This window comes from Mycobacterium paraffinicum, assembly GCF_001907675.1.
In the GTDB taxonomy this organism is placed as follows: domain Bacteria; phylum Actinomycetota; class Actinomycetes; order Mycobacteriales; family Mycobacteriaceae; genus Mycobacterium; species Mycobacterium paraffinicum_A.
In genome coordinates, this window is record NZ_MPNT01000003.1 from 225,205 (window position 1) to 238,351 (window position 13,147).

Annotated in this window: 12 protein-coding genes and 1 pseudogene; 7 read left to right on the plus strand and 6 right to left on the minus strand. The window is 68.0% G+C overall.

The window, feature by feature from the left end:
• Positions 1–32 precede the first annotated feature (32 nt).
• Genes BRW65_RS05670 through prfB form a run of 3 tightly spaced genes read right to left on the minus strand, consistent with a single transcriptional unit; the run spans position 33 to position 2,603 of the window.
• Positions 33–503: a hypothetical protein gene (locus tag BRW65_RS05670; RefSeq protein ID WP_073872182.1), complete on the minus strand. Its 471-nt coding sequence runs from the start codon at positions 501–503 to the stop codon at positions 33–35.
• The gene (locus BRW65_RS05675) at positions 500–1,495 is read right to left on the minus strand and encodes a mechanosensitive ion channel family protein (RefSeq protein ID WP_073872184.1); all 996 of its coding nucleotides are present in this window, start codon (positions 1,493–1,495) and stop codon (positions 500–502) included. Before BRW65_RS05675 ends, BRW65_RS05670 begins: the two co-directional genes overlap by 4 nt.
• Positions 1,485–2,603 (minus strand): peptide chain release factor 2, encoded by a 1,119-nt coding sequence (gene prfB, locus BRW65_RS05680; protein WP_073872186.1) that lies wholly within the window; start codon positions 2,601–2,603, stop codon positions 1,485–1,487. The genes BRW65_RS05675 and prfB overlap by 11 nt, the downstream gene beginning before the upstream one ends.
• 163 nt (positions 2,604–2,766) lie before the next feature.
• Here prfB and BRW65_RS05685 point away from each other — a divergent pair, with 163 nt between their 5' ends.
• Positions 2,767–4,134, plus strand: a complete 1,368-nt coding sequence (locus BRW65_RS05685; RefSeq protein WP_073872188.1) for an FAD-dependent oxidoreductase — start codon at positions 2,767–2,769, stop codon at positions 4,132–4,134.
• A 9-nt stretch (positions 4,135–4,143) separates the two neighbouring features.
• Here the strand turns inward: BRW65_RS05685 and BRW65_RS05690 are convergent, their stop codons facing one another.
• Positions 4,144–4,941 (minus strand): universal stress protein, encoded by a 798-nt coding sequence (locus BRW65_RS05690; protein WP_073872357.1) that lies wholly within the window; start codon positions 4,939–4,941, stop codon positions 4,144–4,146.
• A gap of 539 nt (positions 4,942–5,480) precedes the next feature.
• Between BRW65_RS05690 and BRW65_RS05695 the strand changes: the two genes are divergently transcribed.
• Together BRW65_RS05695 and BRW65_RS05700 are read left to right on the plus strand one after the other, a co-directional pair.
• Positions 5,481–6,644 carry a PPE family protein gene (locus BRW65_RS05695; protein WP_073872358.1) on the plus strand — a complete coding sequence of 388 codons (1,164 nt, stop codon included), beginning with the start codon at positions 5,481–5,483 and terminating at the stop codon, positions 6,642–6,644.
• Between the two features lie 87 nt (positions 6,645–6,731).
• A complete protein-coding gene (locus tag BRW65_RS05700) occupies positions 6,732–7,817 on the plus strand; it encodes a PPE family protein (RefSeq protein ID WP_073872190.1) in 1,086 nt (361 codons plus the stop codon).
• Positions 7,818–7,823: 6 nt separating this feature from the next.
• Here BRW65_RS05700 and BRW65_RS05705 read toward each other — a convergent pair whose 3' ends face one another.
• On the minus strand, positions 7,824–8,153 hold the full coding sequence (locus BRW65_RS05705; RefSeq protein WP_073872192.1) for a hypothetical protein: 330 nt from the start codon (positions 8,151–8,153) through the stop codon (positions 7,824–7,826).
• A gap of 33 nt (positions 8,154–8,186) precedes the next feature.
• On the opposite strand from BRW65_RS05705, the gene hisN reads away from it, so the two are divergent.
• From hisN to BRW65_RS05720, 3 genes are all read left to right on the plus strand, one after another.
• On the plus strand, positions 8,187–8,975 hold the full coding sequence (hisN, locus tag BRW65_RS05710; RefSeq protein WP_073872194.1) for a histidinol-phosphatase: 789 nt from the start codon (positions 8,187–8,189) through the stop codon (positions 8,973–8,975).
• 85 nt (positions 8,976–9,060) lie between these two features.
• Positions 9,061–10,470, plus strand: coding sequence for an acyl-CoA dehydrogenase family protein (locus BRW65_RS05715; RefSeq protein WP_073872196.1), 1,410 nt, complete (start codon positions 9,061–9,063; stop codon positions 10,468–10,470).
• A 32-nt stretch (positions 10,471–10,502) separates the two neighbouring features.
• Complete coding sequence (locus tag BRW65_RS05720) at positions 10,503–11,708, plus strand: acyl-CoA dehydrogenase family protein (protein ID WP_073872198.1); 1,206 nt, start codon at positions 10,503–10,505, stop codon at positions 11,706–11,708.
• Positions 11,709–11,812: 104 nt separating this feature from the next.
• Here the strand turns inward: BRW65_RS05720 and BRW65_RS05725 are convergent.
• Positions 11,813–12,115 (minus strand): annotated as a pseudogene (locus BRW65_RS05725) (aldo/keto reductase); the annotation flags it as partial.
• 22 nt (positions 12,116–12,137) lie between these two features.
• Between BRW65_RS05725 and BRW65_RS05730 the strand changes: the two are divergent.
• Positions 12,138–13,136: an acryloyl-CoA reductase gene (locus BRW65_RS05730; protein WP_073872200.1), complete on the plus strand. Its 999-nt coding sequence runs from the start codon at positions 12,138–12,140 to the stop codon at positions 13,134–13,136.
• The last annotated feature ends 11 nt before the right edge of the window (positions 13,137–13,147 follow it).

A 13,147-nucleotide genomic window follows, 5' to 3' on the forward strand; every position in this document is an offset into this window, starting at 1 on the left:
AGTGTAGCCGTGAATTTCGCTGGCAAGCCAAGTCAACTGGCCGGCGGTGGCGAACTGGGCGCCGGGCCGGGCCCCGGCTGCGGTAGCTGAGGCGGCGACGTGGGCGTGCTCGTGCTGGGTGGGCAGAAGGGCGGCGGCAGCAGGCACGGCAGCTGCGGGAACGGCGGTGGCGGCGTGGTGGTGGTCGTCGTCACGGGCGGTGGAGGCGTGGTGGTCGGGGTCGGCGTGTAGGTGACGGTCGGCGGCGGCTGTTGCACGCGACTGCGCGGCACCCAGGTGTAGTTCGGGTCGGGGACGAAGCCAGGCGGCACCACCTGCTGTGCCGGTGGCTTGGGCGCTGGTTCCGGGCGGTAGGTGTCGTAGACCCACCACACGACGAAGAAGGCGATGATCAGCACCAGGGTCGAGGTGCGAACCCGCCCGCCGAACATGTATTTCGGCCAGCGATGATCCGCATCCGAGTCTTCGCTGCGCTTCTCCAAGATGTTCAGGGTGAATTTCAACGCTTCTGCACCGCACCTTGGACGTCGTCGTCGGCCCGCGCTTCGGCGGCCTGGGCCGCCGGGACGGACGGGTCTTCCACCAGGCCCACCGTCGCGTCCGCCGCTGTCATGATGCCGACGCGGGCCAGTGCCCGAATGACCAGGACACGGAGCTGACGGCCGGCCTCGAACTGCTTGCCGGGCAGGGTGCGGGCCACGAGACGCAGGGTGACGGTGTCGACTCCGATGCTCTCCACGCCCATCACGGTCGGCGCATCCAACAGCAACTCGCCCAACACCGGGTTGTCCATCGCGCGTTCGCATTCCTGGTGCAAGACCTCGTTGACCCGGTTCAGGTCGGCGCTGGTGGACACCGGGATATCCACCACCGCGCGAGCCCAGTCCTTGGACAGGTTGACCACCTTGACTATCTGCCCGTTGGGGATGGTCAGCACCTCGCCGTCCGGCGAGCGCAACCGGGTCACTCGCAGCGTCACGTTCTCGACGGTGCCGCTGGCTTCCGTGGACGAAACGACGGTGAGGGTGACGAGGTCTCCGAAGCCGTACTGCCGCTCCGCCAGGATGAAGAAACCGGACAACAGGTCCCTGACCAGCTGCTGGGCGCCGAAACCCAGCGCGGCGCCGACCACGGTGGCCGGCGCCACCAATCCCCCGACCGAGAACTGCAGCACGTCGGCGATCTGCATCATCACCCAGATGCTGATGAGGACCACCGACACCCAGGAGATCACCGAGGCCATCGCCTGGCGGTGCTTGGTGGCTTCCGAGCGGACCAGCGCGTCGCTTTCGGCGAATCCCAGATTGAGCTGACGGGTGACCTGTTGCGCCACCCAGTTGACGAACCGGGCCGCCAGCACCGCAATGATCAGCACCATCACGATCCGCAGACCGCGGGTGATGATCCACTGGCCGATTTGGCCGCGCCAAAATTCGTGCCAGCCCAGCGCCTTCAACGAGGCGGTCGAGGCAACAAGAGTTGTGTTAGTCGTCATCTTTTCGGTTGCGCCACCGGATTCCCGCTTCCAGGAACCCGTCGATGTCCCCGTCCAGGACCGCCGCCGGATTGCCGACCTCGTACTCGGTCCGCAGATCCTTGACCATTTGGTACGGGTGCAGTACGTAGGAGCGCATCTGGTTGCCCCACGAACTGCCGCCTTCGCCCTTCAACGCGTCCAGCTCCGCGCGCTCCTCGGAACGCTTACGCTCCAACAACTTTGCTTGAAGCACGCGCATCGCCGAGATCTTGTTCTGCAGCTGCGATTTTTCGTTCTGGCAAGTTACGACGATACCCGTTGGGATGTGGGTTAAACGAACGGCCGAGTCGGTGGTGTTCACCGATTGACCGCCCGGCCCGCTGGAGCGGTAAACGTCAACGCGCACATCGCCTTCCGGAATATCGATGTGGTCCGTGGTGTCCACCACGGGAAGGACCTCGACTTCGGCGAACGAAGTCTGGCGTCGATTTTGGTTGTCGAACGGGCTGATCCGCACCAACCGATGGGTGCCCTGCTCGACGGACAACGTGCCGTAGGCGAACGGGGCGTGCACGGCGAACGTCGCGCTCTTGATGCCCGCCTCCTCGGCGTAGGAAGTGTCGAACACTTCGACGGGGTACTTGTGCTGCTCGGCCCACCGGATGTACATCCGCATCAGCATCTCGGCCCAGTCGGCCGCGTCCACGCCGCCGGCGCCCGACCGGATGGTGACCAGCGCCTCCCGCTCGTCGTACTCACCCGAGAGCAGCGTGCGCACCTCGGTGGCTTCTATATCGGCCCGCAACGCCTTCAGCTCGGCATCCGCCTCGGCGAGAGCTTCTGTCTTGCTGGCGGCGCCTTCCTCTTCGGCCGCCAGCTCGTAGAGCACCGGCAGATCGTCGAGGCGCCCGCGCAGCTCCTCGATGCGGCGCAGCTCCCCCTGCGCGTGGGACAACTCGCTGGTCACCCGCTGAGCGTTGGCCTGGTCGTCCCACAATTGAGGATCGGACGCCTCGTGTTCGAGCTTCTCGATGCGGCTGCGCAGACCATCCACATCAAGCACCCGCTCCACCGTGGTCAGGGTGGAGTCAAGGGCGGCGATGTCGGCTTGACGGTCGGGTTCCACAGCGGACAACGTTACCGGGAAGCTCCAAGCGCCCCGGCTCCCGGCGAGTGCTCGGGCCACGACCAGCGGTCATGCGTTTAGCATCGAGTCACGATCATGTGTACCCCGCGCCGCGCGCCGACAGCCCCTCGCGCGCTAACCGGGCACGAATAGAAGGTCGAGTATGCGCCCATACCACGTTGCCATCGTCGGCTCCGGACCGTCCGGGTTCTTTGCCGCGTCCTCCCTGCTCAAAGCGGCCGATGCGGCCGAAGACATCGAGGTAGCCGTCGACATGCTCGAGATGCTGCCGACCCCGTGGGGGCTGGTGCGCTCCGGCGTCGCGCCCGACCACCCGAAGATCAAGTCGATCAGCAGGCAATTCGAGAAGACCGCCGAAGATCCCCGCTTCAGATTTTTCGGCAACGTGGTGGTCGGCGAGCACGTGCAGCCCGACGAGCTGTCCGAACGCTACGACGCGGTGATCTACGCCATCGGCGCGCAATCCGACCGATCGTTGAAGATTCCGGGCGAGGACCTGCCCGGCAGCATGGCCGCGGTGGAATTCGTGGGTTGGTACAACGCGCACCCCCACTTCCAAGAGCCCGGCCCGGACCTGTCGGGCGCCCGGGCCGTCGTCGTCGGCAACGGCAATGTCGCCCTCGACGTCGCCCGCATCCTGGTGACCGACCCCGATGTGCTCGCACGCACCGACATCGCCGACCACGCCCTGGAGTCGCTGCGGCCGTGTGGCGTGGAGGAAGTGGTGATCATCGGGCGGCGCGGGCCGCTGCAGACCGCCTTCACCACCCTGGAGTTGCGCGAGCTGGCTGATCTGGGAGGGGTCGACGTGATCGTCGATCCTGCACAGCTGGAGGGCATCACCGAGGAGGACGAGGCCGCCGCGGACAAGACGACGAAGCTGAACATCAAGGCGTTGCGCGATTACGCCACGCGCGCGCCGCGGCCCGGCCATCGTCGGATTGTGTTCCGGTTCATGACGTCGCCGATCGAGATCAAAGGCGACGGCAAAGTGGAGAGCATCGTGCTCGGCCGCAACGAGTTGGTCAGCGACGACAGCGGGCGGGTGTCCGCGAAGGACACCGGCGAGCGCGAGGAGCTGCCGGTTCAGCTGGTGGTGCGGTCGGTCGGTTACCGAGGTATGCCGACGCCAGGGCTGCCGTTCGACGAGCAGACCGCGACCATCCCGAACACCGCCGGCCGGGTGGAGGGTAGCCGCAACGAATACGTCGTCGGATGGATCAAGCGGGGGCCGACCGGTGTCATCGGCACCAACAAGAAGGACTCCCAGGACACCGTCGACACCCTGATCGCCGATCTGGGTCGCGCGAAGGAAACCGGTCTGCCGGACTTCCCCGACGACCACGCCGACCAGCTGGCCGGCTGGCTGGCCTCACGCCAGCCCAAGCTGGTCACCTCCGCGCACTGGGAGGTCATCGACCGTCATGAGCGCGCCGCCGGAGAGCCGCACGGGCGCCCGCGCGTCAAGCTGCCCAACCTGACCGAGCTGCTGCGGATCAGCCACGGCTGATATCCCCCGTCACAAGTTGCTGCATCGGATCGCCAGCACCGAATACCCCGCGTTGCAGACGTCGTCGGCGGTATGAGAGTCGGTGACCAGCAACTGACCCGCTTCGGGGTTGGCGCCCAGGTACTGCTCCACACCGCCGCGCACGATCGCGGACTCCGCGCGCACGTCGGGATATAGCCGCGTCCACCGCGCGAGCCGCCGGCTCAATCGCGCTTGTGCCGAACGCATTCCATCGCCCGCGTCGTGAGCGTCCCCGCCAGGGCATACCCAGAGTGCGTGCAGCGTGGCTCCCCGCAGCCTCGCCTCCTCGAACGCGTGCCGCAGCACCATGCCGTTGTCGACCTCGGCCAGGACGCTCCTGACCTTCGGCGCCACCGAGCGCCGGACCGGCTGATGGATGACGGCCACCGGGCATCGGGCCGAGCCGGCCAGGGCGCTCGCGACGGATGTTCCGCCATGACGGGCGTGGTCGAGTCCGATGGAACCGATGCAGATCATGGCCGCCGACCTGGCCTCCTCCATCAGCCTGGTGAGCGGCTTGCCGCAAAGGATGTCGGTTTCGATCTTCACCCGCGCGCCGGTGGACTCCACGGCCCGGTGGGCGTCGGCCAGCGCCGTGCGCGCGGCGGCGAGGCGCGCCTCGCTGGCGCTCGCGGTCGACGCGTCCCGCGGGTCGATGACGTAGACCAGTCGCATCGGGATGTCCCGGCTGACCGCCTCGTCGATCGCCCACAGGGCCGCCTGCACCGCCCCGGTCGATCCGTCCACTCCTACGACGACTGCGGGAGCGGGGTAGTTGTTGCCCATCACGATCTCCTCCACTGAGCTGTGGGCGGGCCACTTCGCGTCGCTCGGCCAGGACGTTATGGCCGGGGACGCCTCTCCCCCAGGGGCATTGGTCCCCAAACAGGTGCCATTGGCCCCTAGGAGGCTTCGCCGGCCAGTAGGCCCCACCAGTTATCAAGCGGTTCACGGGCTTTCGCTATCGGTCGGGCGCCGGACGAGCCGCGGCCATAGGTTAACGAAAGATTAACGGCATGCAAACGCAATCTGAATTCCGCATGGTCGGCGCCGCGAAATAGCCAAAACCCCGCACGCATCGACCGCACCTGCGACCTTTGAAGTGCCCGAACATCGAAGGTTTTTCGCGATGCCCTGTGCGCACGGTCCACCAGCTCGATAAGCGCCACGCTGCCCGCTAGTCGGCCGTGGAGCGATTCCGCCCGGCCGCGTCTCGTCGCCAAAATGGCCGCGCCTGCCCGCGGACGGCATGGAAGCGGCCGACATTTCACCATGGCGCCGACGCCAAAAACGTTTGCGCACAACGTACCTGAGGGATGGACACTATGGATTGGGCTTTTCTTCCGCCAGAGATCAACTCTGCCCGGATGTACACCGGCCCGGGGCCGGGATCGCTATTGGCCGCCGCGGGAAGTTGGGACGCGGTGTCGGCCGAGCTGACCTCGACCGCCGCCTCTTACGAGGCGGTGCTCTCGAGCCTGGGCCTGCAATGGCGCGGCTCCGCGGCCGACGCGATGGCCTTCGCGGCCGCCCGCTACATGGCGTGGTTGCAAGCGACCGCCGAGCAGACACAACGGACGGCCATGCAGGCACGCACCGCCGCGGCGGCGTACGAGCAGGCGTACGCGATGACGGTGCCACCACCGGTGATCGCGGCCAACCGCAGCCTGCTGGCCTCGCTGGTGGCGACGAACATCGTGGGCCAGAACACCGCGGCCATCGCGGCCGTTGAGGCGCAATACGCCGATTTTTGGGCGCAGGACACCGCCGCGATGTCCGGCTACGCCGTGTCCTCGGCGGCGGCGTTGCAGCTGCCGAAGTTCACCAGCGCGAACAATTCCACCACGGAGTCCGGGGTCAGCGGCCAGCATGCCGCCGTCGCCGCCGCCGGCACGAAAGCCGCCGCGAACAACGCCGTCAATCAGTCGCTTTCACCGCAGTCCGGCCAGACATTGTTGAGCCCGGGAAATCCGGCCGCCGCCCCCATCGAGCAGGCGGCCGCGGGCAACAACGGCGCCTTCCGGCTCCTTGACGCGATTCAGGGCACTGGCCTCGGCTTCAGCGCTCCCTACAACATGGAGCAGTTCGTGTCCGGAATCATTGGCGCCGAGAACAATCTGGGCATCCTGGCCAAGCCCGGGGCGGCCATCGCCAATCTCGCACCCGCGGTCGCGGCGCCCGCACTTCGCGGCGCGACAGCTGGCTTGGGCGGGGGCTTGGGCAACATCACCGCAACGCTTTCGCACGCCGGGTCGATCGGGCCGATGTCCGTGCCCGCCAGCTGGGCCGCGCCGACGAGCACCCATATCTCGCCGCTATCACCCGCCGGGTTCACCACCCTGCCCGGCACCGAGGAGCCGATGCCGTCCGGGTACCCCGGCTATCCGGGCATGCCGGGCGCCGGCACCTCGAGAGCCGTCGGCGTGGGTGCGCCGCCGCGTTACGGGATGCGGCTCAACGTGATACCGCGCCCGCCGGCCGCCGGGTGAGATGCGGTCAATCCGCCAACTGCCGTCAGAGAACGAACCGTTCGACGCATGCAGTTTCGTTGTACGCGCTCATAGGGCTGTAGGACAATGGATTTCGGCCTTCTCCCGCCAGAGCTGAACTCCGGCCGGATGTATGCCGGGCCGGGGTCCGGCCCACTGTTGGCTGCGGCGGGAGGATGGGACTCGCTGTCCGCGGAGTTGGGCATCGCGGCCGCGGTCTACGAATCGGTGCTGTCGGCGCTGACGGGACTGCACTGGCACGGACCGGCATCCCAGGCGATGGCGACCAGCGCAGCGCCGTACGTGGCGTGGTTGCATACCACCGCCGAGCGCGCACGGCAGGCGGCGATGCAGGCTCGGGTGGCCGCGGCGGCTTACGAGCTGGCGCATGCCATGACGGTGCCCCCGCCGGCGATCGCCGCCAACCGCAGCCAGTTGGCGCTGCTGATCGCGACAAACTTCTTCGGCCAGAACACCGCCGCGATCGCGGCCGCCGAAGCGCAGTACGCCGAGTACTGGGCTCAGGACGCGTCCGCGATGTACACCTACTCGGCGAGTTCGGCTGCCGCGACACAGTTCTCGCTTTTCCACCCCCCACGGCCGGCCACCAACGGGGCCGGCATCGCGGCCCAGCAGGACGCCGTCGCACAGGCCACGGCAAGCGCCGCGAACTCGGAATCCCAGGCGGTGGCGTCCGCAGCGCCGGGCCCGACTGCGGGATCCTTTGTGGTCCTCGACGCCATCCAGGGTGTCCAGACCGCGTTCAGGGCTCTCTTCAATACGGAGGGGTTTCCCGCCGGAATCATTCAGGCTGACAAGAACTTGGGAATCTTGCCCAGCCTCGCGGCGGCCCCTGCCGCGGCGCCCACACTGCCTGCGCTCAGCGGGGCCGGATCGGCTGGGCGGAACGTCCACGTAGTCCTGGCCCGCGCCGGAAGAATCGGGGCGATGTCGGTGCCCGCGGGCTGGACGGCCGCGACCGGCAACCCCGTCGCGGGACTTGCGGGCGGCGGCCCGTCCGCCCTGCCGACGGTCGAGGCACTGACCAGAACCGGATCCGGCGTGCCCGGCGTACCCGGAATTCCTGGGGGCAGAGTCTCGCGGGCCGCGCTCGTCGTACCGCGTTACGGCGTCCGCATCTCGGTGATGGCCCGCCCGCCGGCGGCCGGATGACGGACGCTAAACCGGAGGCGGCTCGGACGGCGCGAACTTCCAGTTGTCCGGATTCTTGGGCGAATACACCACCGGAAACAACTGGCCCATGGTCGGCCAGTGCTCGACGTCGACGGCCATGCGCTGATACACCGCGTGCTCGCTGACCGTCGGCCCGTTGATCACCCCGGCGATGGTGACGAATTGCTCGCCGGTGGCATCCGGTCGCGGGCTCACCCCGGTCACCAGCAGGGTGCCGTTCACGGCGTCACCACGCGGGCCGCGCGGGAGGAACCGCTGAGCGAGAGCGACCGCCAAGACGGCCAGCAGCAGGATCAGGACTCCGAATTCCCACACCCCGCCATCGTAGGGCCGTGATAGGACTGCGTCATGAGCCGGGACGATCTGACGCTGGCGCTCACGCTGGCCGACCGCGCGGACGCGCTGACCTCCGCCCGCTTCGGCGCGCTGGACCTGCGCGTCGACACCAAGCCCGATCTGACCCCGGTCACCGACGCCGACCGCTCGGTGGAAACCGAGCTGCGCGAGGTGCTCGGGCGGGAACGGCCGCAGGACAGCATTCTCGGCGAGGAGTTCGGCGGCACCGCCGTTTTCACCGGGCGGCAGTGGATCATCGATCCGATCGACGGCACCAAGAACTTCGTGCGCGGCGTGCCGGTGTGGGCCACTTTGATCGCGTTGCTCGAAGACGGTGTGCCGGTGGTCGGCGTCGTGAGCGCGCCGGCGCTGCAGCGCCGGTGGTGGGCGGCTCGCGGCCTGGGCGCGTTCGTCACGGTCGACGGCGCACCGCCGCGGGCGCTATCGGTTTCCTCTGTGGCACAGCTCGATTCGGCCAGCCTGTCGTTCTCCAGCCTGTCCGGCTGGGCCGAGCGCGGACTGCGTGACCGCTTCATCGGGCTCACCGACGCGGTATGGCGGGTGCGTGCCTTCGGTGACTTCTGGTCCTATTGCCTCCTCGCCGAGGGGGCCGTCGACATCGCCGCCGAACCCGAGGTGTCGGTGTGGGACCTCGCCGCCCTCGACATCCTCGTGCGCGAAGCGGGCGGAACGATGACCGGCCTGGACGGCGTCGTGGGGCCCCACCGCGGCAGCGCGGTGGCGACCAACGGGCCACTGCACGAATTCGTGCTTCGCGCCCTCGACGCCGGACGTCTGTGAATTAGTTAACAAGTGTTCTCTGTGATCTTACTCCGGAGTAAGATAGCCTTGTTCGCACTGCCCCGACTAGCTACAGGCTGCCGACATGACCGACACTCGTTCCGGTTCAACAAAAACTTCCAAATCCGCCCGCTCCGGTCGCAAACGCAAAGACCAGCAGAGCGCGGTCGGGCTGCAACACCACAAGCGCACGGGCGTCGACATCGCCATCGCGCTGCTCACCCCGCTGATGGGCCAGGAGTTCCTGGACAAATACCGGCTGCGTGATCCGGTCAACCGGGGCCTGCAGTACGGCACGAAGACCGTCTTCTCCACCGCGGCCGCCGCCTCCCGTCAGTTCAAGCAGCTGCAGAATCTGCGCGGCGGGCCGACCCGGTTGAAGTCGAGCGGCAAGGACTACTTCGACCTGACGCCAGACGACGACCAGCAGATGATCGTCGAGACCCTCAACGAATTCGCCGAAGAGGTGTTGCGGCCCGCGGCACCCGACGCCGACGAGGCGGCGACCTACCCGGCCGACCTGATCGCCAAGGCTGCCGAGCTGGGCATCACCGCGATCAACATCCCCGAGGACTTCGACGGCATCGCCGCCCACCGGTCCAGCGTGACCAACGTGCTGGTGGCCGAGGCGCTCGCGTACGGGGACATGGGCCTCGCGTTGCCGATCCTGGCCCCCGGGGGCGTGGCCGCCGCGCTGACGCACTGGGGCAGCGCGGACCAGCAGTCCACCTATCTGCACGAGTTCGCCGGCGAGAACGTTCCTCAGGCCTGCGTCGCCATCGCCGAGCCCCAACCGCTGTTCGACCCCACCCGGCTCAAGACGACCGCGGTGCGCACGCCGAGCGGCTACCGACTCGACGGCGTGAAATCGTTGGTCCCGGCGGCGGCCGACGCCGAGCTGTTCATCGTCGGTGCGCAGCTGGACGGCAAGCCGGCCCTGTTCATCGTCGAATCATCGACGAAAGGCCTTGCCGTCAAGGCGGATCCGAGCATGGGCATCCGCGCGGCGGCCCTGGGCCAGCTGGAACTCTCCGGCGTCTCGGTGCCGCTGAGCGCGCGGCTCGGTGAGGACGAAGCGACCGACGACGACTATTCGGAAGCTCTCGCGCTGTCCCGGCTGGGCTGGGCGGCGCTGGCGGTCGGCACCTCGCACGCGGTGCTCGACTACGTGGTGCCCTACGTCAAGGAGCGCGAAGCCTTCGGCGAGCCGATCGCCCACCGTCAGGCCGTCGCGTTCATGTGCGCCAACATCGCGATCGAGCTGGACGGGCTCCGGCTGATCACCTGGCGCGGCGCGGCCCGCGCCGAGCAGGGCCTGCCCTTCATCCGCGAGGCGGCGCTGGCCAAGCGGTTGGGCGCCGACAAGGGCATGCAGATCGGCCTGGACGGCGTGCAGCTGCTCGGCGGCCACGGCTTCACCAAAGAGCACCCGGTCGAACGCTGGTACCGCGACCTGCGGGCCATCGGCGTGGCCGAGGGCGTTGTCGTTATCTAAGTCGTCATTCAACTCAAGCCGAAAGTCCAATCATGGCAATCAATCTGGAACTGCCCCGCAAGCTGCAGGCGGTGGCCGTCAAGACCCACCAGGGCGCCGCGGAGCTGATGCGGCCCATCGCCCGCAAATATGACCTCAAGGAGCACGCCTACCCCGTCGAACTCGACACGCTGTACAACCTGTTCGCGGGCGCCTCGGAGTCCCTCGAATTCGCCGGGGCCGACAACCTGGGCGACAAGAACAAGGACAGGGACCAAAACCACAACGGCGCCAACATGGCGGCGCTGCTGCAGACCCTGGAGGCCTGCTGGGGCGACGTCGCGATGATGTTGTCGGTCCCCTATCAGGGCCTGGGCAACGCGGCCATCTCCGCGGTCGCGACCGAGGAACAGCTGGAACGCCTCGGCAAGGTGTGGGCGGCGATGGCCATCACCGAACCGGGCTTCGGTTCCGACTCGGCGGCGGTGTCGACCACGGCCAAGCTGGACGGCGACGAGTACGTGATCAACGGGGAGAAGATCTTCGTCACCGCCGGCTCCCGCGCCACTCACATCGTGGTGTGGGCCACCCTGGACAAGTCGCAGGGGCGGGCGGCGATCAAGTCGTTCATCGTGCCGCGCGAGCACCCCGGAGTGACGGTCGAGCGGCTGGAAAAGAAGCTCGGCATCAAGGGTTCCGACACCGCGGTGATCCGGTTCGACAACGCGCGCATCCCCAAGGAAAACCTGCTCGGTAATCCCGAAATCGAGGTCGGCAAGGGCTTTTCCGGCGTGATGGAGACCTTCGACAACACCCGGCCCATCGTGGCCGCCATGGCCATCGGGGTCGGCCGGGCGGCACTGGAGGAAATCCGCAAGATCCTCACCGAGGCCGGCGTGGAGATCTCCTACGACAAGCCGTCACACGCCCAGAGCGCCGCGGCGGCCGAGTTCCTGCGGATGGAGGCCGATTGGGAGGCCGCCTACCTGCTCGCGCTGCGCGCCGCGTGGCAGGCCGACAACAAGATCCCCAACTCCAAAGAGGCGTCGATGAGCAAGGCCAAGGCCGGCCGGATGGCCAGCGACGTCACCCTCAAGACGGTCGAATTGGCCGGCACCGCCGGCTATTCCGAGCAATCGATGCTGGAGAAGTGGGCGCGCGACTCCAAAATCCTGGACATCTTCGAGGGCACTCAGCAGATCCAGCAGTTGGTGGTCGCCCGCCGCTTGCTGGGCCTGTCGTCGGCCGAACTCAAATAGGGCCCCGGTCCGCGCCGAACGTGCAACCACGGCGGAAATTCGGCGGCGATTTCTTCGCCCTGAGTGCGCGTTCGGCGTGACTACCTAGCGACCGCGTTCAGTTGCTCGCGGGTCTCGTCGACCGGCAACCAGGCGCCGCGGTCGTCACGCCGTCCGCCCACCTTGCTCACCAGTGCCAAGTTGTCCGGATAGGGATACAGCGCAGCACGGATGAGCTCGTTGGCGACGTCGGGACCGCAGAACTGGGCGGTGTCGATGTGGTCGACGCCGAGTTCGACCGCCCGGCGCAGCACGGCGAGCGCCTCATCGCGGTCCCGCGGCGGGCCGAAGACGTTTGGACCCGGCAACTGCATCGCGCCGAAGCCCACCCGGGAAACCGAAAAGCGACCGAGTGGAAAGGAATCCATACGGTGAGGTTAGCGTCGGAGCATGGACACGTTTCAAGCGCTCGTCGCCCGCGAAAACGGTGACCGGATAACCGCATCGGTCGAGTCTTTGAGCTCCTCCGACCTCCCACCCGGTGAGGTGACGATCCGGGTGCTCTATTCGAGCGTCAACTACAAGGACGCGCTGGCGCTGACCCCGGGCGGCGGCGTCGTGCGCAGCTACCCCGTGGTGCCCGGCATCGACCTGACCGGCGAGGTCGTCGAGTCGGAGTCACCCGACTTCGCCGTCGGGGAGCAGGTGCTGGCCCACGGGTACCAGATCGGCACCGGCCACCACGGCGGCTACGCCGAATACGCGCGGCTGCCGGCCGACCAGGTGGTCGCCCTCGGCGCGCTCAGCCCGCACGAGGGCGCGGCGATCGGGACCGCCGGCTTCACCGCCGCGATGAGCGTGCAGGCGCTGATCGACTGGGGCATCGAACCGGGCGCCGGCTCGGTGGTCGTCACGGGGGCCTCCGGCGGCGTGGGTTCGGTCAGCGTGGACCTGTTGGCCGCCGCGGGCTACCGGGTGGTGGCCTCGACGGGGAAACAGGGAGCGGCCGGGCTGCTGAAAGAGCTTGGCGCCGCTGAGGTTATCGGCCGGTTGCCCGAGGATCCCGACGCCAAACCGCGACCGTTGGCCAAGGCGCGCTGGGCGGCCGCGGTGGATTGCGTGGGCGGCGCGACGCTGGCCGACGTGCTCAGCGCCGTGGACTACGGCGGGGCGGTGGCCTGTAGCGGCCTGACCGGCGGTCCGGCGTTGCGCACCACGGTGATGCCGTTCATCCTGCGCGGCGTCGCCCTGCTGGGAATGGACTCGGTGCAGATGCCGATCGGCCGGCGCCGCAAACTGTGGGCGCTGCTGGGCGATTCGTTGCGGCCGCGTCACCTCGACGTGCTCACCAGCGACGTCGACATCAAGGACGCCGTCGACGTGCTGGACCAGGTGCGCGCCGGCAAGTTCACCGGGCGGGCGGTGGTGCGGGTCGCCGGTGGATTTTGAGTCGGCAGTAG